Genomic DNA, 21,963 nt, shown 5'->3' on the forward strand with positions numbered 1-21,963 from the left:
ATTCTTCGTTCCGGGATGGGCAGGTGCTGGGGAGGAGTCGGGGATACGGGAATCTCTCGGCGGTGTCGAACGTCTATCCGTTCAAGGGGATCGGTCGGGGCGGGAGCGTGTGATGGGGATCTACGAGGACACCGGCGCGGTGGGCGCGCCGGGGCGGTCGCTGTGGGAGGAAGAGCCGGCCAGGCGGCGCAGGATGCCTGACCCGGTGCGGGACTCGGCGGTGCGGGCGGTGCTGATCGTGGCCGTCACGCTGACCGGGGCGACGGTCGCCTTCTTCCTGATGCTCACCGGTTCCTGGCTGGCCCTGCCGATGGGGCTCAGCGCGATAGCCGGGACCGTCGTGGCCACCTGGGGCGTACTGGACGTGCTGATCACCCGACAGATGTGGAACCAGCGGAACGGGGTGGTGTCGGAGCCGAGCAGCACGGCCCGGGACTTGCGGCGCGAGCGGCGCCGGGCCCGCCGGGAGGCCCGCTCCGAGCCGGGCGGCGGGACGGCCCGGATACCCCGCGGCGGCGCGGCGGCGGGCGCCCGCCCGGCCGCATGGCCGCCACCGGGAGCGGACCGCCGCTACCGGGCGAGCTCGGGCCGGAGCTAGAGCGGGCCGGCGGGTCGGGGCGTGTGCGGCCGGCCCGCCGGGGTGCTTCGGGGTCGCGGTCAGGAAGCGACGGTGGAGCGGCGGAACATGCGGGTCGCCGTGATCTCGCCGTGGATCGTCTCCCCTTCCGGGGACTGCTGGGGCAGGCCCGGGCGCAGGTGCTCCTCGACGCTGATGTACTTCAGCCCCGCGCGCAGGTCCGCGTCGTTGCGCAGCCGGATGACGAGCGGGAACTCGGCGAGGGCCGTCGTGTCGAACAGGCCGGTCGTGTAGAGCAGCTGGACACCGAGCGCGTCGGACACGGCCCGCTGGAGTTCCAGCAGGTACGTGGCGTTCGCGCGGCCGATCGGGTTGTCGAGGAACAGCGTGCCCGCGTGCCGGTGCTTGTCGCGGCCGCGGTCGTTGCTGCGCAGCGCGGCCATCGTGCAGTACAGCGCGATCGCGGCGGTCAGCAGCTGGCCGCCGGAGAAGACGTCGCCCATCTGGCCCACCGGCACGCGTTCGGCGCGCAGCACCGCATCGGGCTTGAGGATCTCGACCGCGATGCCCTTGGGCTCCAGGGCCGCCTGGACTCCGCGGAGCAGCAGGGACATGCCGTCGCGGCGGCCTTCGCCGAAGGAGGCGCTGCTGTTCTTCTTCACCGCGGCGTGGGTCGCCTCGTCGATGACCTCCCCGAGGCGCTCCGTGAGGGTGGCCTGGTCCGGCTCCTCGAAACGGATGCGCAGGAATTCCTGGCCCGACCACTCCCCCAGTCCCTCGGGGAGCTGGGAGAGCCGCTGGGCGGAGCGCAGGGTGGCCAGCGCGGACTCCACCAGTCCGCGCAGCCGGTCGACGATGCTGTCGCGGTTGCGTTCCAGCTGGGCCAGCTCGTCGGTGAGGACGCGCAGGCGGGGCGCGAAGGCCGCGGCCCAGGCCGCGGCGTGCTCGGGCAGGGCGGAGGCGGGCAGTTCGCGGATCTGCTGGCGTGCGGGGGTGCGTACCTGCTCGTACCGGTTGGCGTTCGCGTGGCGGACCAGGATGTCGCTCGCCTCGCGGACGGCCGACTCGGCGGCCGAGAGGTCGGCCGCGCAGCCGCGCAGGGAGCGGCGGGCCTCGGCGGCGGACTGCCGGGCCTCCTCCAGTGTGCCCGGGTGGGCCGCCGGTTCCTGCTCGTCGTCCTGGTGTGTGTGGTCGCGCAGCAGGTCCCGCAGCATCGCCGCGGTCTCGTCGAAGCCGCCGGCGCCGTCCTCGGCGGTGCGGTGGGCGCGCAGCAGGTCGGCGTGGGCGGCCCGGGCGGTCTCCACGGCCGCGGCGTGCGCGGCGAGCTGGGCGGTGGCGGTGCGCAGCAGCGCCTGGGCCTGCTCGACGTCGCCGGGGACCAGTTCCTCGGGCAGGTCCGTGTGCGCCTCTCCCTCGGCGGGGGCGTGCCGTTCGGCCTCGCCCCGGAGCCGGCCGAGCTGCTCGCTGGCGGTGGAGGCACGGGCCTCCAGCATCTGTACGAGGGACTCGGCACGGGCGGCGGCAGCCTGCCGGGACGGGCCGTCGGCGCCGTCGGTGCCTTCGAGGAGCTGGGCGGCGCGGGTGCGGACCTTGTTGGTGAGCCGGTCGAGTTCGGCGAGGGCGGCGCTCTCGTCGCTTTCGGCGCGGGCCTGTTCGGCGCGCAGGTCGGCGCCGACGCCGACCTTCTCGTACAGCTGGGAGGCGGCCCGGTAGGCCTCGCGGAGGTCGGGCAGCGGCGCCTTCGCCGTGCCGTCGTCCTCGGGCAGGGCCTCGGGGGCGCCGGCGATCTCGGCGCGCTCGGCGCGCAGTGCGCGGGCAGTGCGGCGGGCATCGTCGGCGGCGCGCTGGGCGGCGCGGCGGTCCTCGTCGGCGGCGCGGGCCCGGTCCAGGCAGACCTCGGCCCGGGCCTCGGACTCGGCTGCGTCATCAGCGAGTTCGCGGACCTTGGCCTGCCAGCCGGCCCGCTCGCGCAGGCGGAAGGCGAGCCCTGCGAGGGCGTCGGCGGCGCGGCGGGCCCGCTGGGCGGAGTCCTGGCGCTCGTCGCGGACACGGGCGGCGTCGGCGGCGGCCTCGTCGGCCTCGGCGCGTCCGGTACGGGCCTCCGCGAGTTCGGCGTCGGTCTCCTCGGCGAAGCCGCGGGCGGCCTCGGCCTGCTGCGCGAGCTCGGCCAGGCGGCCGGTCGGGCAGCCGGTGCGCCAGGAGGCGAGGCGGGCGGCGAATTCGCGGTCGCCCGCGAGGCGTGCGGCCAGGTCGCGGATCTCGGTGTCTCGGGCGGTGGCGCGGGTGCGCAGCGTCTGGCGCTCCTCGTCGGCGGCCTGCTCGTCGTGCATGGCCGGGTTGGGCGAGACGATGAAGATCCCGGAGACCGCCGAATCCGCGTCGGCGGGCGGTACGGGGGCCAGCAGGGCGGCGGCCGTGCCGACGGCGACCGTGGAGCGGGGCAGCAGGGCGGCGCCGGAGAGGACCTCGCGGGCCCGGGCGTGGGTGTCGGGGTCGGTGATGACGACACCGTCGACGAGCTCGGGGCGGGCCGCGAGGACGGCTGCGTGGTCGGCCGGGTCCACGGCCTGGGCGAGGTAGCGCCAGCCGGGCAGGGCCGGGATGCCGTGTTCGCCGAGGTACTCGACGGTGGCGAGGACGTCGGGGCCGGGCGGCAGCAGTCCGCCGTCGCCGAGCGCGCCGAGGATGCGGGCGTCGTCGGCGGCGGCGGTGCGCAGCTCGAAGAGCTGGCGTTCGGCCGAGGTGACCGCGTCGGTGAGCAGGGTGCGGAGCTCGTCGGCTCCGCGGTCGAGGTCCTCGACGGTGAGCCCGCCCGTAGTGGCGGTGGCCGTGGGCCGGGGCGCGCCCGCGGTGCCCGCAGGACCGGCGGCCGTGCCGGGCACGGCGGCGTTCCCGGTGCGCGGGCGCGGCACGGCGGCGTCGGCGGCCGCGGGGAGGCCCAGCAGTTCCGCCAGGCGGGGGGAGGCGGCGAGGGAGGCGGCCGCCCGGTACTCGGCGTCGTGCGCGGCCTCGGCCGCTTCGGCGGCGTCCGCGGCGCGGGCCGCGGTGAGTTCGGCGCGGGATTCCGCGGCGGCGGCCTCGCGGGCGGCTTCGGCGGTGGTGCGGGCGGCGTCGCGGGATTCGTCCCAGGCGGCGACGGCGGTCTTCTCGGCGTCACTGGCGGCGAGGGCCGCGCGGGCCGGGTCCGCGTCGGGCGCCGAATCGTCCAGCCAGCCGGCCCGGACGGCCTCGGCGGTCTCCTGCTGGACTTCGGCGAGCCGGGCCCGCAGGTGCTCGGCCTCGCTGCGGGCCCGCTGGGCCGCAGTGGCGGCGGCGGTGGCATCGCGGTGGGCGACCTCGCCGGCCTCCTGGAGGGCGGCGGACCGCTCCTCCTCCTCGTTGGCGACCCGCTCCCCGCCCTCGGCGGCGGTGTGCAGGGCCCGGACGAGCGCGGCGGCGGCCGTGGCACGGGCGGCCAGCGCAGGGGCGGCGTCCCGCTCGGCCTCCAGGATCGCGGCGGCGACGCGGGCGGAGCGGTCGGACGCGGCGCGGTGGCGCAGCACGGTCTCGGCGGCCTGCCAGGCGGAGTGCAGGGTGCGGGCTTCGAGGAGCTCGCGGCGCTGGGCGGCGGCGGCCTTGTCGGCGACGGTCAGCGCCAGCGAGGCGTGCCGGTAGGCGAGTTCGGCGGAGACGGCGGCGCTGCGGGCCCGCGCGGACTCGGCGGAGGTGACCCCGTGTGCGGCGCCGGTGACCCGCTGCGCGAGATCGGCGGCGCGGCCGCGCTCCTCGGCGGCGCGGGCGGACAGCCGCCGGGCGAGGGTGCGCGTACGACGCTCCGCGCCGGCGTGGACGTCGCGGAGCCGGGAGCGGGTCCCGGCGGCTTCGACGATCTTGGTGAGCAGGTCGACGGAGCCGGCGGTGAAGTCCCGTTCGGCCATCAGCTCGGCGCGGCGGCCGAGCTTGTTGCCGAAGCCGTGGACCAGGTCGGCGAGACCGTCGGTGTCACGGGTGTCGGTGACGGCGCGCAGCAGCAGGTCGGTGAAGTCGGAGTCCTTCTTGACCGCGAAGAGACCGGCGGCCTCGCCCTCGTCGGCGTTCATCTCGCGCTGGTAGCGGAAGAGTTCGGGGTCGAGGCCGAGTTCGGTGAGGTGCTCGTTCCAGCGGTCGTGGATCTCCTCGAAGTACACCTCCAGGTGGGGGTACGCCTTGCCGGCCTCGGTCAGGGCGTCGCGGAAGCCCTTCATCGTGCGGCGCCGGCCCTGGGCGCCGGAGGCGCCTTCCACGGGCGGGCGGACGGCGGTCGCCTCGGCCACGGGGAGGTTGTCCAGGCTCAGGCCCGGACCGGGGCGGAAGGAGTACCAGGCCTCGGCGAACTTGCGCGGGTCGTTGGAGACCTGGCGGCCGCGCCATTCGCTGACCTTGCCGACGACGACGCACTCGCCGGTCTGCGTGTGCTGCCACTCCAGGGCCACGTGGCCGCAGTCGTCGGCGAGCAGGAACTTGCGCAGGACGCCGGAGCTGGCGCCGCCGAGGGTGTTGCGGTGGCCCGGGAGCATCACCGAGAAGATCAGCTTGAGCAGGACGGACTTGCCGCCGCCGTTCTCCAGGAAGAGCACGCCGGCGGGCGCGGGGCGGCGCGGCGGCCCGGTCGGCTCGTCCTCGAAGAACTCCGCCTGCGCGGGCGCCGGGTGGGGCACCGGTTCGCCGACTCCGCGCAGGTCGAGCACGGTGTCGGCGTAGCGCGCGCCGGCGGGCCCGATGGAGTAGAGGCGGATCCGGGACAGCTCGTACATGGCGGCGGACTCTCGTGGATTCTCGGTGGTTCTGGGTACGGAGGGCAGGTGGCTCAGGCGTGGAACGGCAGGCCGGCGTCGGCGGCGAGCTCCAGGTCGTCGCCCTCGGGCGGCGGCAGGAGCGTGGCGGAGCCGTCGCTGACGGGGACCACGCCGAGTTCCAGGAGTTCGGCCATGGCCGCGCTGCCCGCCATGTCGCGGACCTGGAGCTGGTAGCGGGGGGTGGTGCGGTACGTGCCGCCGGCGTCGTCGCCGGTGCGCTGCAGGAAGCCGGAGTCGGTGAGGAACGCGGCGGCCTTGCCGACGATGCCGGTGGTGGAGCCGGCCAGGCGGCGGGCGTCCTTGGTGGCGCCGGTCGCACTGCGCCGGGCGTAGACGCGCCAGGCGGCTTCGAGGCCGGGGGTGTCGGTGGCCGGGTCGGTGTTCTCGCCGAGCTCCTCGGCACGCTCCTCCAGGCGGCGGCAGGTCTGGCGGACGAAGGCGTCGACGCCGTTGACGGTGACGCGGCCGATGTAGCCGTCGTCGGCGAGGTCCTCGGGGCGGGGGAACGCGAGGGCTGCGACGGCGAGATGGGCGAGGCCGTGCAGGAACCGGTCGGCGGAGTCGGCGGTGGTGCGGCGGGCGTAGTCGCCCATCCGGACGGCGAACACGGAGTCCTCACCGGCGGCGACGGCCATGCCGGCGCGCGGGGACACCTCCAGCACGACGAGGCCGAGGCCGGTGGCGACGGCGTCGGCGAGGCGGCCGAACGCCGGCTCCTCGCGGTAGCGGCGCAGCAGCTCGGCGTACTCGGCGTCGCGGGCGGGGAGCAGCTTGGGCTGGAGCCCGAACGCGACGAGCCGGGCCGCGTCCGCGGCGTCGGCGGGGGTGACGGAACCGCCGGGGGCGGGCGCGGCGGAGGCCGACGGCGCGTCGGCCTCGCTCCACGCGGGGTGCCGCTCGCTCCACGCGGGGTGCTCGGCGTGGTGGTCGCTCACGGGTGGGTCTCCTCGGCGGTGCGGATGCTGCGTGCGGGGCGGTCAGGGGCGGATCGAAGGGGGGTCGTGGGGGCGGTGGTGCCGGTGCGGCCGTGCGGCCGGACCCGGCCGGCCCCCGATGCGGCGACGCGGCCGGCGCCGCCCGCCGCGTGCCGCTGCCCGGGCGCCGGCCGGCGTCCCGAGCCGGACCGGAGTCCAGGGCCGGACCGGAGTCCAGGGCCGGACCGGAGTCCGGGAGTGGACCTGTGCCCGGCGGACCGGCACTCGGGAGCGGGCCGGCGCGGGGGCTCGGCCGTGCCGGAGCTCACGCCGCCTCCGTGCGGTCCGCGGTCATCGCGGCCGCGTCCAGGAGGGCCGTGCCGACGATCAGGTCCGCGCCGCCGAACTCGGGGTCGTCGAGCCGGGTGCCGTCGTCCACCGCGAAGAGCAGCCGCTCCTCGCCCTGGCGGTACGCCGTGCCGACCGCCGGGCTCGCCGCATGGACGGCCAGCAGGGCCACCAGGTACGGCAGGTCCGGATCGCTACGCCTGGCTTCGGCGAGCAGGCCCGACAGGCGGCGCGGGGCGTCGTGCGGCAGGTCCAGGAGCTCCATCGCGGCAGCGAGCTGCTCCTCGCTGAAGCGGCTGTCGTCCGGGGTCGCGATGAGGTCCGGTTCCGGCATCTCCGCGCCGAGGTGCTCGCGCTCCACCGGCGGTGTCAGCAGTATCTCGACGAGGTCGGCGACGCGGACGCAGACGGGCGTGCGCAGGCCCGTGCCCGCGGCGAAGAAGGCGTCCGTGACCCGGCCGGCCTGCGCGACCGGCAGCGGCAGGATCGGGGCCACGAGCTGCCCGTACAGGTCGATCCCGGAGCGCGGTGCGGGCGCTGCGAAGGCCTGGCGGTCCTGTTCGGCGCGGAACAGCGGGCCCGCGTCCAGCAGCCGCGACTGGAGCTGGGTGTGGCGGCGGATGCAGTCCTTGACGATGTCGACGAGCTCTGCGGCGCGCCGCTTGTTCTCCGGCTCCTCGGCCTCGTCCCTGGCCTTGCGGATGTTCGTGAGGATCGCGTTCTCGTGCCGGTAGCGGTCGGCGACGTGGTCGAGGGCCTCCTCGATCATGTCGGGCACGGACTGGAGCCAGTCCACGGCCCGGACGTTGCGCCGGGTCGCGTCCAGGGTGCGGCGCAGGGTCTCCGCGTACTGCACCGTGCGGTAGCGGGCCTGCTCGGCGGCGAGCTGGGCGTCCGCGAGCCGGCCGCGGCTGATGAGGACCTCCAGCTTCACCTCGGCCGCGATCTGCGCGCTCGTGACGTCCGTGTCGAGGGCGCCGACCAGCACGTTGACGGCTTCGTCCGTCGTACGGAGGTAGACCGCCCCGCCGTAGCCGGGGACCTCCTCGATCAGCTTGAAGTCGTAGTCCCGGCGGACGTACACCCCGTCCGGCCCGAACGTGCCGTAGATCGCGCGGAAACCCCGGTCGACACTGCCGACGTTGATCAGGTTTTCGAGCACCCAGCGGGCCACCCGCTCGTGCTCGGCCGCGGGGCGGTGCGGTGCCTGCGCGGCGACGCGCGGCAGCAGCCTGGCCACTATCTGCTCGTGGTCGGCGCCGGTGTCGAAGTCCATGTTGAGCGTGACCAGGTCGATCGCGGCGAGCGCGACCTCCGCCATCGCGTAGATCCCGTACTCGCCGGCGAGATTGGCCTTGCGTACGTCGAGGTCGTGCAGCGGGGCGGTGCAGGCGAGCGCGCGCAGCCGCCGGGCCAGGCCCTCGTCGGCGGCCGGGCCCGGCGCCGGGGACGGAAGGGGCTTCGCCGGGGCGGGGAGAGTCACGGACAAAGACTAGGCGCTGACACGGACAACATCCCAAACGGCATGGTTCGGCCGGATCGGTCCCAGGCCCCGCCGGACGTGCCGCCGAACCCGCCGCCGCCGCGCGGGCGCTGTTCTACGCTCACCGCATGGCTTCCATGATCACACCTCTGATCGATCTCAACGCCGACCTCGGCGAGGGCTTCGGGCGCTGGACACTGACCGACGACGAAGCCCTGCTGTCCGTCGTCACGAGCGCCAACGTGGCCTGCGGCTTCCACGCCGGGGACCCGTCCATCATGCGGCGGGTCTGCGAGCTGGCCGCGGAGCGGGGCGTACGGATCGGGGCGCAGGTTTCGTACCGCGATCTGGCGGGCTTCGGGCGGCGCTCGATGGACGTCCCGGCGGGCGAGCTGGCCGACGAGGTGGCGTACCAGATCGGGGCGCTGGAGGTCTTCGCGCGGGCGGCCGGCTCCCGGGTGTCGTACGTGAAACCGCACGGCGCGCTGTACAACCGCACGGTGTACGACGCCGACCAGGCCGGCGCGGTCGTCGCCGGGGTGCGCATGGCGGCCGGAGCCGCCGGCCTGCCCGTCCTGGGCCTGCCGGGCTCACTGCTGCTGTCCGCCGCCGAGGCGGCGGGGCTCACGGCCGTTCCGGAGGCCTTCGCCGACCGGGCGTACACGCCGGCCGGGACCCTGGTGCCGCGCGGCGAGCCGGGGGCGGTGCTGCGCGACCCGGACGCCGTGGTCGCGCGCGCCGTCGGGATGGCCGCCCAGGGCGCGGTGACGGCCGCCGACGGCTCCCGGGTGGCGGTTGCGGCGCGCTCGCTGTGCCTGCACGGGGACACCCCGGGGGCTGCACAGCTCGCCCTGCGGGTCCGCGAGGCGCTGGGCGCCGCGGGGGTCCGGATCGAGGCCTTCGCATGAGGCCGCTGGTGGTGGGCGGCGAGGCACTGCTGATCGAGCTGGACTCGGCGGAGGAGGTGGCCGCGCTGCACGCGGAGCTGCTCCGGCGGCGGGAGGCGGGGGAGCTGGGCGGCGTACGGGACGTCGTGCCGGCCGCTCGGACCGTGTTGTTGGACGGTGTGCCCGAGCCGGGCGCGCTGGCCGAGCTGATCGCCCGCTGGCGGGTGCCGCCGCTCGTGGAGACCGAGGGGCCGCTCGTCACCGTCCGGGTGCGTTACGACGGGCCGGACCTGGCGGACGTGGCCCGGCTGTGGGGCGTCGCGGAACGGGAGGTGGCCGGCATCGTCGCGGGGACGGACTTCCGGGTGGCGTTCTGCGGGTTCGCACCCGGCTTCGGCTACCTGACGGGGCTACCGGAGCACTTCCACCTGCCGCGGCGGGACACGCCCCGGACGGCCGTCCCGGCGGGCTCGCTGGCGCTGGCGGGCGAGTACGCGGGGGTGTACCCGCGCTCCTCCCCCGGCGGCTGGCAGCTGATCGGCAGCACGGACGCGGTGTTGTGGGATCCGGAGCGGGATCCGGCGGCGCTGTTCGCGCCGGGGGTACGGGTGCGGTTCGAGGAGGTGGCGAGGTGAGGGCCGATGGGCCGCGGGCCGCGCTGGAGGTGGTGCGGGCGGGGGCGCTGACCACGCTCCAGGACCTGGGCCGGCCCGGCTACGCGCACCTGGGGGTGCCCAGGTCGGGCGCACTGGACACGGGGGCGTACGGCCTGGCCAACCGGCTGCTGGGCAACCCGCCGGACGCGTCCGTCCTGGAAACCACCCTGGACGGGGTGGGCCTGCGGGCGCTGTCCCCCGTGACCGTGGCGGTCACGGGCGCGCCCTGTGCGGTACGGGTGGAGGGCCGGGCGGCGGCCTGGGGTGCTCCGGTCCGGCTTCGGGCCGGGGCGGTGCTGGAGGTGGGCCGGGCGGAGTCGGGGGTGCGCAGCTACGTCGCGGTACGGGGAGGGTTCGCCGTACCGCCGGTGCTGGGCAGTCGCTCGACGGACCTGCTGTCGGGGCTGGGGCCGGGCGTGCCGGCCGCCGGGACGGTGCTGCCGGTGGGTCCGGCCGGACCGGACCCGGTCTGCGGGGCGGACGGGCTGCGGGTGCCGGGGGCGCCGACCGAGCTGGTGCTGCCGTTGCGGCTGGGGCCGCGGGCGGACTGGTTCGGGCCGGCTTCGATCGCGGCCCTGTGGCGGGCGGAGTTCCGGGTCTCGCCGGCGTCCAACCGCATCGGGCTGCGCACCGAGGCCGGGACCCGGCTCGTGCGCAGCCGCGGCGGTGAACTCCCGAGCGAGGGCATGGTGCTGGGCGCCGTGCAGGTTCCCCCGGACGGCCTGCCGGTGGTGTTCCTGGCCGACCACCCGGTGACCGGCGGCTACCCGGTCATCGGCGTGATCCCCGTGGGCCCGCCCCTGGACGCGGCGGCCCAGGCCCGGCCGGGGGTACCGGTGCGCTTCACGCCGTGCCTGCGGGCTCGGGCGGCGGCCCACGAAACGCTCGGGAGGGCTTCGGCCAAGTAGGGGTGGGAGGGGCCGAACGGGCCCCGCGCACAGGGGAGGGTGTCGGGTGGGCAGCCCACGACGGGAGACCGGGCCACCGGATCTCACCACGCCCGAGGGATTCGGGGCGTTCTACGAGGAGCACGTCGACGACGTGCTCCGGTTCGTGACCCGCCGGGTCGCAGACCCGCACCTCGCGGCGGACCTGACGGCGGACGTCTTCCTCGCCGCCATGGGTTCGGCCGCCGGCTACCGGCCCGGCCGGGGCGCGCCGGTCGCGTGGCTGTTCGGCATAGCCCGCAACGTGCTGGCCGGGCACGCCCGTGGCCGGGCCCGCGAGAGCGGCGCCCTGGCGCGGCTCAGCGGGCGCAGGCTGCTCGAAGCGGAGGACGTGGCCGCGCTGGAGGAGCGGATCGACGCCGAACGGGCGTTCCGGGCGCTGGCCGAGCGCCACGCGGCGCTGTCCGAGCCGCTGCGCGCGGCCCTGGACCTGGTGGTCGTCGACGAACTGACCCCGGCCGAGGCCGCACAGGCCCTCGGCGTCACGCAGGCGACGGTCCGCGTACGCCTGCACCGCGCCCGGCGCGCCCTGCGCTCCGTGGTCCCCGTGCCCGACGTTCCCGGATCCCGTCTGGAGGCAACCCGATGAACAACAGGCCCACTGCGTTCGAGGAGAAGCTCAAGGCGGCGCTGATGGCGAGGATGCCGCAGGTACCGGCGCCCGCCCCGGCCCGCTCGTTCGCCCGGCGGTACGGGATTCCGCTGGCCGTGGCGGCTGCGACGGCCGTGACGGCGGGGCTGGTGGTGACCGTGCCCGGCTCCGGACGGGACGGCTCACTGTCCGCGCAGGTGTCCTCGACGCCCGCGCCGGCGGTTTCTCCCCCTCCGACGGGCGCGTCCGCAGCCGGGGTTTCGCCCGCGCCGACCAGGGACGGCAGTGGAACCATCACCCTCGACATGCCCCGGCACAGCCAGGTACCGGGACTGGTGGAGCAGCTGCGGGCGTTGGGGGTCACCGTCGTGCTGATGCCCAAGAAGTCCGAGTCGCAGTGTCCGTATCCGAGCGGGGGCTACCGGGGGCCGCAGCTCCTTCCGGGGACCACGACCCACGACCTGGAGAGCGACGTGCTCCAGCGCGACGGCAACAAGATGGTGCTGAAGATCAACTCCCGGACCGTGCCTCCGGGCTACACCCTCGTGTTCGGGTGGCCCGACCGGCCGCCGACCAGTGAGCAGTCGGTCAGCTTCGGTGTGAAGGAGACGTCGAAGCTCACGCCGTGCGAGATCGACAACTCCCGGGACCGGGACCCCGTGCTCCCGACCGGCGCGCCAGCGCCCGAGTAGCGGGGCGGGGCGCGAGTAGCGGGGCGGGGCGCGAGTAGCGGGGCGGGGCGCGAGTAGCGGGGCGGGGCGCGAGTAGCGGGGCGGGGCGCGAGTAGCGGGGCGGGGCGCGAGTAGCGGGGCGGGGCGCGAGTAGCGGGGCGGGGCGCGAACACGCCGTGGGCCCGGCCCCCTCGGGGGGGCGGGCCCACGGCGTCGTGTGCGTACGGTCGGGGCCTAGACGGCCGACTCGGGGGTGATGCGGCTGCGGACGGCGGACTGGACGTCCTCTTCCTCCGCCGGGTCCGACGCGAGGCGGCGCAGCCGTGGTGCGACGCGCACGTCGGCGGTCTCGGCGTGCCGGGCGGCCACCTCGCGGGTGGTCTCCTCGCAGTCCCACAGGCATTCCACTGCGAAGCCGGCCGCGAAGGTCGGGTCCGTGCTGGCCAGGGCGCGCGCCGCGCGCCCGCGCAGGTGGGACGAGGACGTCTCGCGGTAGACGTGGCGCAGCACCGGTGCCGCGCAGCCGATGGAGAGCCGGCCCGCCCCGTCGACCAGGGCGAAGAGCCGCTGGGCGTCCGGGCCCGCTCCTCGGACGGTGGAGCGCAGGGCGCCCAGGACGAGTCCGGCGTCCTCGGCCGCGCCCCGGGCGGCGAGGAGGGCGGCTGCGGCCGCGCCCAGTGCGTCGGGGCGGTGGACCCACTGGCGGGCCCTGTCGACGGCGGCGGGGCCGCACATGCGCTCGTAGGCGGCCACGGCGGGTTCGTCCCCGGCGGCTTCGATGAGGTCCAGTACGGCCGGGTTCTCCGGCTCGGCGAGGACCAGGTGGTGCAGGGCGGTGGCCCGGGCGGCTTCGCCTCCCGCGCCGGCGGCGGCCGCGAGGATCGCGGAGCGGTCCTCGGGCGCGGCGACGGCGGCGAGGCAGCGCGCGGCGGGTACGTGCAGCGGGGTTCCGCGGCGCAGTCCGTCGGCGGCCCAGTCGAAGACGGCCTGGACTCCCCAGCCGGGCCGGGGCCCGTTCGGGGTGAGCTGGCGCTGCCAGCGGTCGAAGGAACCCTGTTGGCGGGCTGCGCGCAGCCGGTCGCCGTACTCGGGTGACTCTTCCCACAGACACCAGGGCCGGGGCTCGTACGCGTCGCGGACGGCGGCGGCGAGCCGCGCCTCGCCTTCGGCCGTGTCCGGGAACCTGGCGAGGACGGGCGCGGCGAGGCCGCGCAGCCCCTCGTCGTCGTCGCGCAGGGCGAGCTCGTCGAGGGCCCACGCCCAGTTGGCGCCGGAGGCGGCGTAGCGGCGCAGCAGCATGAGTGCGTCGTCGCGGCCGTACGAGGCCAGGTGGCCCAGGACGGACAGGGCGAGGCCGGTCCGGTGGTCCGTGTCGTCGACGAGGTCGTCGGCGCTGAAGAGGTGGCTCTCGATCTCGGCGAGGGGGCCGTCGAGATCGAGGTACAGGCGTGCGTAGTAGAGCGAGCGGTTCTCGACCTGCCAGTCCTGGCGCGGATCGCTGACCACGCACTGGTTGAGGGCCGTCAGGGCCTCCGCCCGGGGCGCTGCGAGGGCGTGCAGCGTGCCGTCGCCGCGGCCCCGCTGGAGGAGCCCGAGCAGGGTGCCGCTTGGCGCTATGACTGGTTCGAACATGGGAATGGCCTCACAAGCTGGGGACGCAACCGGGAATCGGGATTCACAGGGCCGCGTAACAGCATGTGAGGACGTCCGCCGTCATGTTCCGCTCGATGTAGACCATTGCCTTCTCACTCTCGTCGGTGCTTCGCGACCACGTCGGCCGTTGTGCGCAGGGGGTGGGCCCGGACACCCTTCGTGTCCTGCCCTCCCCTGCCCGTCCGCCGTGCTCACGAATCGAATCCGACGCCATGATGACCCAGCCGGTTTGTGCGCCGCGACCACATTTACGGCCGCCGTGACCAACCCGTGAGGTGGCGGACCGGTCAGACCGTGCCAGGTCACGGGCAAAAACGGACTACTTGGCTCCGAAGAGGTCCAGCAGGTCTGCCTTGGCGAACATGCGGGCGGTGTCCACGGCGGAGGGGGTTCCGGCACTCGGATCGGCGCCTCCGGCGAGCAGGGCTCGGATGACGGCCTCCTCGCCCTTGAAGACGGCGCCGGCGAGCGGGGTCTGGCCGCGGTCGTTGGCGCGGTCGGCCTCGGCACCGCGGGCCAGCAGGGCCGTGACGGTGGCGGCGTGGCCGTGGTAGGCGGCCAGCATGACGAGGGTGTCGCCGCGGTCGTTGGTGAGGTTGGCCGGCACTCCGGCGTCCAGGTACGCGGTGAGCGTCTCGGTCTCGCCCTGGCGGGCGAGGTCGAAGATCTTGGTGGCCAGCTCGATGACGTCCTCGTCGGGAGCGCCCTGGGAGCCGCCCTCGGTGGGCTCGTGCTCACTCATCTGTCGTACCGCCTTCCACTCGCTGTTGACGTCGCTGCGGACGTGAGGTTCCCCGGGCCGGGCGGGCAGCGGGGCGTACGGCACTGCAGCCGTACGGGTGAATCGCCAGAGTAGCGCCCGGACCTGCACATACGGGGGCCAGGCGGAGGCAAGGATCCCGTTGGCGCGGGTCGGCACGGGGTTGGCCCGGTTGGCCCCCCCTTCGTGCCGGGCGCGCCAGTCGGGCTGCTCCGGCCAAGTGAAAAAAGCCAGGATTCACCCGTATGCACCTTTTATCGCATTGATACTTCCTGTGAGCCTGGAACAACTGATGGTGACTGTCCCCACCCACCAGGAGAACCTCTCATGATCTTGTCCATCTCAGGCGTCGTCCTGCTCGGCATCATCGCCTTCCTCTTCTTCAAGAAGGACGGGATGAAGCTGTCCCACGCGTTCGTCTGCGCGCTGTTCGGCTTCTTCCTCGCCGGATCCGCCATCGCCCCGAGCATCACGGCGAGCACGGCGAGCCTCGCGAGCCTGCTCGGCGGGATCAAGCTCTAGCGCCGACCCGACCGGACCGTCCCGCACCACGACAACTCCAGGAGACGCCCGTGGCCCGGCGCCCACTCCCCCGCATCCTCAGCAGCGGCACCACATCGCTGGCCCGGGGCCGCGACCTCGCTCGCACGGCCGTCGACAGCGCCACGGACGTCCTCCATCCGCTCCTCGTCATCGGCCGCGGCCTGCGCATCCTGGCCTCGGCCGGGCGGCAGAAGTGGGCGCAGACCCCCAAGGACAAGCGTGGTCCCGCGCTGTTCCTGGGCGCCGCCTGCGTCCTCGTGGTCGCGCTCGTCCCCTACGGCCCCCCGATCTCCCTGTTCACCCTGATGGCGGCGGCGGCCTGGCAGGGACGCGACCGGACCCCCGCGAAGACCGGGCCGAGCGACGCCGAGAGCGAACGGCTCGGCTCCCTGTACGAGGCCCTCGTGCCCTACTTCTCCACCCCCGAGGACCCGAACCCGCTCTTCGCCCACGGCGCCGAGTGGGACAGGGCGTTCAGCGACTACGCCTTCGACGACGCCGGCCGCGTCACCCGGCTCCGGATCCGCTACCCCGCCTATTTCACCGACGGCGAGGCTGCCTCGCGGGCCCGGATCGAGGCCCTGCTGCACGCCAAGTCCGGGCGCGGGCGCGAGTACCACTTCGACTGGGACGAGGAGGGCAACCAGCTCGACCTCACGGTGCTCGCACCGCTGCCGACGGGGATCGCCGCCCAACCGTTCGTCACCTCGCCCGGCGAGACCGTGCTCGGATTCACCGATGCGGGCGGCGTGCAGCGCACCCTGCCCGTCCTGGAGGACGGCGAGCCGCGCGACGTGCCCCCGGTGATCTGGCGCACCGGCCCCCGCTCCACCGAGCCGCACCTGCTCGCCGTGGGCCGGCCCGGCAGCGGCACCTCCTCCCTGCTGCGCTCGATCGCCCTCCAGGCCCTGCACCACGGGGGCGAGGTACTGATCGTCGAGGGCGGCGGCAGCGGGGAGTTCTCCTGCCTGTCCGGGCGTACGGGCGTGCTCGCCGTGGAATGCGGTCCGGCCGGGGCGCTGGCCACCCTGGAGTGGGCGGCGCGCGAGACCGAGCGGCGGCTGATGGCCGCGCACCGGGCGCGCGAGGCCGGCCGCCCGGCGCCCGAGGACACCCGGCGTCCGCTGTGGATCGTGCTGGACCGACCCAGCGTGCTGGCGCACCTCGCGACCGCCGAGGGCGGCCCCGACCCCCTCGCCCAGCTCCAGGTTCCGCTGCGGCACGGGCGCGCCGCGCACGTCACCGTCGTGGTGGCCGAGCAGTTCGACCACCTGGAACTGCTGAACGACGCCGTCTGGCAGCACACCCGGGCCCGGGTCGTGCTGGGGCCGGCCGCGATCCAGCAGATCACCGACGTGCTCGGGCTGCCGCCGCACACCACGCCGACGGCGCACGTGCCGCCGGGCCGGGGGTACGCGCGGCTCGGCTCGGGTCCCGTGCACCGCGTGCAGGTGCCCGCCACGCCGGACCCGTACGACGACGCCACGCACCCGGAGCACCGCCGGGCGGTGCAGGAGCTGCTGCCGGCACGGCAGCTGCCGGCCCCGGGCGGGCCGGGCCGGGTGACGCTGACGAAGCCGCTGCACATCGTGCAGCCGCCGGGGCCGTCGATCGACTCCGAGGAGAACGAGGAGGTCCCGGCAGAGGCCCCGCCCGCCCGCGGCCCCTGGCCCGTGGGCCCCTGAGCTCCGTCCCCGCCCCGGCGACGGCCCCGCCCCGGCCCCTACCCGGCTCCGGTCCTGGCCCGCGCCCTACGCCACGAACGTGCGCGGGGGCTCGGCACCACTGCCGCCCGCGCCCGTGCCGACCAGACGGGCGGCCGCCGCGAGCCGGGCCGCGGCCTCCTCGGCCACCGGCCCGCCGACGGTGAACGGCAGCCGGACGTAGCCCTCGAAGGCCCCGTCGACGCCGAACCGCGGCCCGGAGGGGACCCGCACGCCGACCCGCTCCCCCACCTCGGCCAGCCGGGAGCCGGACAGACCGCCCGCGCGCGCCCACAGGGTCAGCCCACCCTGCGGCACCTCGAACTCCCAGTCCGGCAGCTCCCGGCGGACCGCGGTGACCAGCGCGTCCCGGTTCTCCCGGGCCTGGGTCCGGCGGATCTCCACGGCCTCCGCCCAGCCGCCGGACCGCATCAGCCAGTGCACCGCGAGCTGCTCCAGCACCGGCGTGCCGAGGTCGGCGTACGCGCGGGCCGCGACCAGGCTGCGGATGACGTCGGGGGCCGCGCGGACCCAGCCGATCCGCATGCCGGCCCAGAAGGCCTTGCTGGCCGAGCCGACGGTGACGACGGTGGAGCCGGCCGGGTCGAAGGAGCAGACCGGGCGGGGCATCTCCAGCTCGGGGTCCAGCTGGAGCTCGGCCATGGTCTCGTCGACGACGAGTACGGTGCCGGCGGAGCGGGCCGCCTCCACCATGGCGCGGCGCTGCTCCTCCGAGGCGAGGGCGCCGGTCGGGTTGTGGAAGTCGGCGACGACGTAGGCGAGGCGGGGTGCGGCGTCGCGCAGCACCTGCCGCCAGACGCTCATGTCCCAGCCGGCCAGGCCGTCGGCCATCGCGACGGGTACGAGCCGGACCCCGGCGGCGCGCATCAGCTGGAGGATGTTGGCGTAGGACGGGGATTCGACGGCGATGCGCTCCCCGCGCCCGGCGAAGAGGCTGCAGATGGCGTCCATGGCGCCCATCGCGCCGGTGGTGACCATGATCTGCTCGGGCATGGTGGGGATGCCGCGCTCGGTGTAGCGGTCGGCGAGCATGCGCCGCAGGGCGGGGAGCCCGGCGGGATAGTCCCCGTGGGTGTGCGCGTACGGCGGGAGCTCCTCCAGTGCGCCCTGTACGGCCTTGGTGAGCCAGGGCTCGGGGGCCGGGAGCGCGGCGCAGCCGAGGTCGATCATCGAGCCGAGGGACTCGGGCGGCAGCGGTTCCAGGCCCCGGGCGGGCAGCGGGTTCCCGGCCGGTACGGAGGTCCAGCTGCCGGCGCCGCGGCGGGACTCCAGGAAGCCCTCCCCGCGCAGGGCCTCGTAAGCGGCGGCGACGGTGGTGCGGGAGAGGGAGAGGGAGACGGCCAGTTCCCGCTCGGCGGGCAGCCGGGCGGCGACGGGGACACGGCCTTCGAGGACGAGCAGCCGGATGCCGTCGGCGAGGGTGCGGTAGGCGGGCAGCTTCCGCGCCCCGGGGACGCCGGGCCGCTCCTGCTGGGAGGTGATGAGACGGGCGAGCTGTGCGGCACCCACCGCCGAGGTCCACTCTGCCATGTTGTCCGGTCCACCTTCGTCGAATTGGCCCCGCCCGACCCCGGGCGCTGCCGGTATTGGATCGCTTCCGCACCGACAGCCTGTCACGCCGGGGTCCACACGGACCAGGGGGTGGGGGGTACTGGGGCTCCACCGGCGGGCTCACCGGTCGGCGTTCACCGGGCAGCCATCCGGCCGCTCACTCCCCACCGGTCACACGGTGCATACTGCGGCGGGTGACGCACGTACGCCTTCGCCATCCGTATCTGGACCACCCGGCTCCGATCCCCTTCGCCCACCGGGGAGGCGCCGCGGACGGGTTGGAGAACACCGCCGCCGCCTTCCGCCGGGCCGCCGACGCGGGCTACCGGTACTTCGAGACCGATGTGCACGCCACCGCCGACGGGAAGCTCGTCGCCTTCCACGACTCCACCCTCGACCGGGTCACCGACGGGCACGGCCGGATCGCGGAGCTGACCTGGAGCAAGGTCCGCGAGGCGCGGGTGGCTGGCACCGAGCCGCTGCCGCTGTTCGAGGAGCTCCTGGAGGAGTTCCCCGACACCCGCTGGAACATCGACGTCAAGTCCGAGTCGGCCCTGCACCCGCTGGTCAACCTGATCGCCCGGGCGGGCGTCTGGGACCGGGTGTGCGTGGGCTCGTTCTCGGAGAGCCGGGTGGCCCGCGCCCAGAAGATCGCGGGGCCCCGGCTGGCGACCTCGTACGGCGTGCGCGGGGTGCTCGGGCTGCGCCTTCGCTCGTACGCGATCCCGGCGGCCCTGCGGGTCGGGGCGGTGGCGGCGCAGGTTCCGGAGACCCAGGCGGGCATCCGGGTCGTCGACCGGCGGTTCGTGAGGACGGCCCACGAGCGGGGCCTGCAGGTCCACGTGTGGACCGTGAACGAACCGCAACGTATGGAGGCTCTCCTCGACCTGGGTGTGGATGGCATCATGACCGACCAGATCGACATCTTGCGCACGGTGCTGGACCAGCGCGGAGCCTGGGCCTGACCTGCCAGGACCGCCGGTGGCACCCTCCCCGTGCCGGACGGGAACGAGGGGGACACCGGTGAGTGCGGAGACCACGGAACGGGGCGCGGGGACCGCGCCCGAGGGGCCTGCGCCGGGCGCGGCCGAACGCAAGCGCGAGCAGCACGGCTGGTACTTCTACGACTTCGCGTGCTCGGTCTACTCCTCGACCGTGCTCACGGTGTTCATCGGCCCGTACCTGACGACGATGGCCGAGGCCGCCCAGGACGCGCAGGGGTACGTCCACCCGCTGGGGATCCCGGTCCGGTCAGGCTCGTTCTTCGCGTACGCCGTCTCGATGTCGGTGATCGTCGCCGTGCTGGTGATGCCGCTGGTGGGCGCTGCCGCGGACCGTACGGGCCGCAAGAAGCCGCTGCTCGCGGCGGCGGCGTACACCGGAGCGGCGGCAACCACCGCGATGTTCCTGCTGGGCGGCGACCGCTACCTGCTCGGCGGCGTCCTGCTGATCGTGGCGAACGCCGCGATGTCGGTGTCGATGGTGCTCTACAACTCCTACCTGCCGCAGATCGCCGAACCGTCGGAGCGGGACACCGTCTCCTCGCGCGGCTGGGCGTTCGGCTACACGGCGGGCGCCTTCATGCTCGTCCTGAACCTGGTCCTGTTCCAGTCGCACGAGTCCTTCGGGGTCTCCAAGGACGCGGCGGTGCGGATCTGCCTGGCCTCGGCGGGCCTGTGGTGGGGCGCGTTCGCGATCATCCCGCTGCGTCGGCTGCGGGACCGGGCGGTGGTCCGCTCGGGCGCCGGCCACGCGGCCGCCGGGTCGGGATGGAAGCAGCTCGTCGCGACCCTGAAGGACATGCGGCGCCACCCGCTGACGCTGTCGTTCCTGCTGGCGTACCTCGTCTACAACGACGGGATCCAGACCGTGATCTCGCAGGCGTCCGTGTACGGCAAGGAGGAGCTGGGGCTGGAGGACTCCACGCTGATCACGGCGGTGCTGCTGGTGCAGATCCTCGCGGTGGCGGGCGCGATGGGGATGGGCCGGCTGGCCGTCGCGTACGGCGCGAAGAGGACCATCCTGGGCTCGTTGGTGGCCTGGACCGTGACCCTGGCGGCCGGCTTCTTCCTCCCGGCCGGTGCGCCGGTGTGGTTCTTCGTACTGGCTTCGATGATCGGACTGGTCCTCGGCGGCAGCCAGGCGCTGTCGCGGTCCCTGTTCTCGCACCTGGTGCCGGCCGGCAAGGAGGCGGAGTACTTTTCGGCGTACGAGATGAGCGACCGCGGGGTGAGCTGGGTGGGGCCGCTGGTCTTCGGCCTGACGTACCAGGTCACGGGCAGCTACCGGCAGGCGATCATCTCGTTGGTGGTGTTCTTCGCACTGGGTTTCGTGCTCCTGGCACGGGTGCCGGTGCGGCGTGCGGTGGAGGCGGCGGGGAATCCTGTTCCCGAGCGGATCTGAACGGATCCGAGGGCCGCCCCGACAGCGCACCGGACCCGGATCTTCATACGAATTCCGAACGGATTTCGACGTTGAAGCGAAGGGCCGGTAGTGTACGCCTTTGGCCTGCCAGGCGGACCGTTACTGCGCGCTAAAGAAGTGAAGACGTTGGGTGACATCTGCTGCCAGATGTGACAAAACGGGCATTGGTGGGTACAACAAGGGGCGGCACGACGGGCGACGCATCACCCGGAGCGGGAATCTATACCGCCGACCGGACGTTGACCGGATGACGACGACAGCGACACCTGTCCTGTGGGCGACAAGCCCGGGAGGCACGATTCATGAGTGAGCGAGCTCTCCGCGGTACGCGGCTCGTGGTTACCAGCTACGAGACGGACCGCGGCATCGATCTGGCCCCGCGCCAGGCGGTGGAGTACGCATGCCAGAACGGACATCGATTTGAGATGCCGTTCTCGGTTGAGGCAGAGATTCCGCCGGAGTGGGAGTGCAAGGCGTGCGGCGCCATGGCACTCCTGGTTGACGGGGACGGGCCCGAAGAGAAGAAGGGCAAGCCTGCGCGAACGCACTGGGACATGCTCATGGAGCGGCGCACCCGCGAGGAACTGGAGGAGGTGCTGGCCGAGAGGCTGGCGGTCCTGCGTTCCGGCGCCATGAACATTGCCGTGCATCCGCGGGATAGCCGCAAGTCCGCCTGACAGCCGGACGCAAGGTACGAGCCGAGGGCCCCCACCACGACCTGTGGTGGGGGCCCTCGGCTCGTTCGCGGACTCTTGCGCGCAGGCTCAGGGCGCCAGAGGCGGCCGATATCCGGTGCTGGGGCCGGGGCCGGGCTGCTGCGGCTCGTTCTCGCGGATGACCTCGCCCTGGACGACCTTGCCGTCGGGGTGGTGGATGCGGGCCTGCTGGAAGGCGTCGCCGAAGCTGCCGGCCGGGGCCGTGGCCATCTTGCGCTCCAGGGAGCCGCTCACCCGGCGGCCGATCCAGGCCCGGACGGGCGGGAGCAGGCAGAGCAGGCCCGCCACGTCGGACAGCAGACCGGGCAGGATCAGGAGCAGGCCGGCCAGCATCGTGAGGCCGTTGCCCCCGCCCGGCTGCTGCCCGGTGGGCTGCTGCCCCTGCTGGGCCTGCTGGAACGTGTTCGCCAGGTTCTTGAAGGCACGCCGCCCGGCCCGCTTGATGACCACCACGCCGAGCACGATCCCGGCCGCGAGCAGCGCGGCGACGGTCAGCCCGCCGGCCGCACCGGCGACCAGGCCGAGCAGCCAGATCTCCAGGATCAGCCAGGCGGCGACCGCCAGGGGAAGGAGCGTGCGGGCGCGGGAGCGCCGTCGGGGGGCCGTCGAAAGGGGAACGCCGGTCGTCATACCCCCAGTGTGCCTGGGGTGGCGTAAAAGCGGCCTCAGCCGGAGGTACCGGACATCCCCTAGGGGCCGGCCG

General features: G+C 74.7%; 18 protein-coding genes. 11 read left to right on the forward strand and 7 right to left on the reverse strand.

Going from position 1 to position 21,963, the window contains the following annotated elements; all coding sequences use genetic code 11:
* Positions 1–112: 112 nt before the first annotated feature.
* On the forward strand, positions 113–598 hold the full coding sequence (locus OHA65_RS07735; RefSeq protein ID WP_327282384.1) for a hypothetical protein: 486 nt from the start codon (positions 113–115) through the stop codon (positions 596–598).
* Positions 599–657: 59 nt separating this feature from the next.
* Here the strand turns inward: OHA65_RS07735 and OHA65_RS07740 are convergent, their stop codons facing one another.
* The 3 genes from OHA65_RS07740 to OHA65_RS07750 form a co-directional block, all read right to left on the reverse strand.
* Positions 658–5,349 (reverse strand): hypothetical protein, encoded by a 4,692-nt coding sequence (locus OHA65_RS07740; RefSeq protein WP_405761623.1) that lies wholly within the window; start codon positions 5,347–5,349, stop codon positions 658–660.
* A 53-nt stretch (positions 5,350–5,402) separates the two neighbouring features.
* A complete protein-coding gene (locus OHA65_RS07745) occupies positions 5,403–6,326 on the reverse strand; it encodes a hypothetical protein (protein WP_405761626.1) in 924 nt (307 codons plus the stop codon).
* A gap of 304 nt (positions 6,327–6,630) precedes the next feature.
* On the reverse strand, positions 6,631–8,136 hold the full coding sequence (locus tag OHA65_RS07750; protein WP_327282387.1) for a hypothetical protein: 1,506 nt from the start codon (positions 8,134–8,136) through the stop codon (positions 6,631–6,633).
* A 149-nt stretch (positions 8,137–8,285) separates the two neighbouring features.
* Between OHA65_RS07750 and OHA65_RS07755 the strand changes: the two genes are divergently transcribed.
* The 5 genes from OHA65_RS07755 to OHA65_RS07775 are packed head-to-tail and all read left to right on the forward strand — an operon-like array spanning position 8,286 to position 11,910.
* Positions 8,286–9,044 carry a LamB/YcsF family protein gene (locus tag OHA65_RS07755; protein WP_405759156.1) on the forward strand — a complete coding sequence of 253 codons (759 nt, stop codon included), beginning with the start codon at positions 8,286–8,288 and terminating at the stop codon, positions 9,042–9,044.
* Positions 9,041–9,658 carry an allophanate hydrolase subunit 1 gene (locus OHA65_RS07760; protein ID WP_405761629.1) on the forward strand — a complete coding sequence of 206 codons (618 nt, stop codon included), beginning with the start codon at positions 9,041–9,043 and terminating at the stop codon, positions 9,656–9,658. Before OHA65_RS07755 ends, OHA65_RS07760 begins: the two co-directional genes overlap by 4 nt.
* Positions 9,655–10,587, forward strand: a complete 933-nt coding sequence (locus tag OHA65_RS07765) for a biotin-dependent carboxyltransferase family protein (RefSeq protein WP_405761632.1) — start codon at positions 9,655–9,657, stop codon at positions 10,585–10,587. Before OHA65_RS07760 ends, OHA65_RS07765 begins: the two co-directional genes overlap by 4 nt.
* A 46-nt stretch (positions 10,588–10,633) precedes the next feature.
* Positions 10,634–11,215: an RNA polymerase sigma factor gene (locus OHA65_RS07770; RefSeq protein WP_328762093.1), complete on the forward strand. Its 582-nt coding sequence runs from the start codon at positions 10,634–10,636 to the stop codon at positions 11,213–11,215.
* Positions 11,212–11,910 carry a hypothetical protein gene (locus OHA65_RS07775; protein ID WP_327282391.1) on the forward strand — a complete coding sequence of 233 codons (699 nt, stop codon included), beginning with the start codon at positions 11,212–11,214 and terminating at the stop codon, positions 11,908–11,910. The genes OHA65_RS07770 and OHA65_RS07775 overlap by 4 nt, the downstream gene beginning before the upstream one ends.
* A gap of 213 nt (positions 11,911–12,123) precedes the next feature.
* Here OHA65_RS07775 and OHA65_RS07780 read toward each other — a convergent pair whose 3' ends face one another.
* Together OHA65_RS07780 and OHA65_RS07785 are read right to left on the reverse strand one after the other, a co-directional pair.
* Positions 12,124–13,521, reverse strand: coding sequence for a HEAT repeat domain-containing protein (locus OHA65_RS07780; RefSeq protein ID WP_328762095.1), 1,398 nt, complete (start codon positions 13,519–13,521; stop codon positions 12,124–12,126).
* Between the two features lie 340 nt (positions 13,522–13,861).
* Positions 13,862–14,284, reverse strand: a complete 423-nt coding sequence (locus OHA65_RS07785; RefSeq protein ID WP_327282393.1) for an ankyrin repeat domain-containing protein — start codon at positions 14,282–14,284, stop codon at positions 13,862–13,864.
* A gap of 345 nt (positions 14,285–14,629) precedes the next feature.
* On the opposite strand from OHA65_RS07785, the gene OHA65_RS07790 reads away from it, so the two are divergent.
* A complete protein-coding gene (locus tag OHA65_RS07790) occupies positions 14,630–14,824 on the forward strand; it encodes a hypothetical protein (protein WP_030162614.1) in 195 nt (64 codons plus the stop codon).
* A gap of 50 nt (positions 14,825–14,874) precedes the next feature.
* Positions 14,875–16,530 (forward strand): hypothetical protein, encoded by a 1,656-nt coding sequence (locus OHA65_RS07795; RefSeq protein ID WP_327282394.1) that lies wholly within the window; start codon positions 14,875–14,877, stop codon positions 16,528–16,530.
* Positions 16,531–16,596: 66 nt separating this feature from the next.
* On the opposite strand, the gene OHA65_RS07800 is transcribed toward OHA65_RS07795, so the two are convergent.
* Positions 16,597–18,099, reverse strand: coding sequence for a PLP-dependent aminotransferase family protein (locus OHA65_RS07800; protein ID WP_327282395.1), 1,503 nt, complete (start codon positions 18,097–18,099; stop codon positions 16,597–16,599).
* 215 nt (positions 18,100–18,314) lie between these two features.
* On the opposite strand from OHA65_RS07800, the gene OHA65_RS07805 reads away from it, so the two are divergent.
* The 3 genes from OHA65_RS07805 (at position 18,315) to OHA65_RS07815 (ending at position 21,221) form a co-directional block, all read left to right on the forward strand.
* Complete coding sequence (locus tag OHA65_RS07805) at positions 18,315–19,085, forward strand: glycerophosphodiester phosphodiesterase family protein (protein WP_329312990.1); 771 nt, start codon at positions 18,315–18,317, stop codon at positions 19,083–19,085.
* Positions 19,086–19,143: 58 nt separating this feature from the next.
* On the forward strand, positions 19,144–20,523 hold the full coding sequence (locus OHA65_RS07810; protein ID WP_328762101.1) for an MFS transporter: 1,380 nt from the start codon (positions 19,144–19,146) through the stop codon (positions 20,521–20,523).
* 323 nt (positions 20,524–20,846) lie between these two features.
* Positions 20,847–21,221, forward strand: a complete 375-nt coding sequence (locus OHA65_RS07815) for an RNA polymerase-binding protein RbpA (RefSeq protein ID WP_007262928.1) — start codon at positions 20,847–20,849, stop codon at positions 21,219–21,221.
* 87 nt (positions 21,222–21,308) lie between these two features.
* Here OHA65_RS07815 and fxsA read toward each other — a convergent pair whose 3' ends face one another.
* Positions 21,309–21,890, reverse strand: coding sequence for an FxsA family membrane protein (gene fxsA / locus OHA65_RS07820; protein ID WP_327282398.1), 582 nt, complete (start codon positions 21,888–21,890; stop codon positions 21,309–21,311).
* Positions 21,891–21,963: the final 73 nt, after the last annotated feature.

The organism is Streptomyces sp. NBC_00045, from assembly GCF_045041095.1.
In the GTDB taxonomy this organism is placed as follows: Bacteria; Actinomycetota; Actinomycetes; order Streptomycetales; family Streptomycetaceae; genus Streptomyces.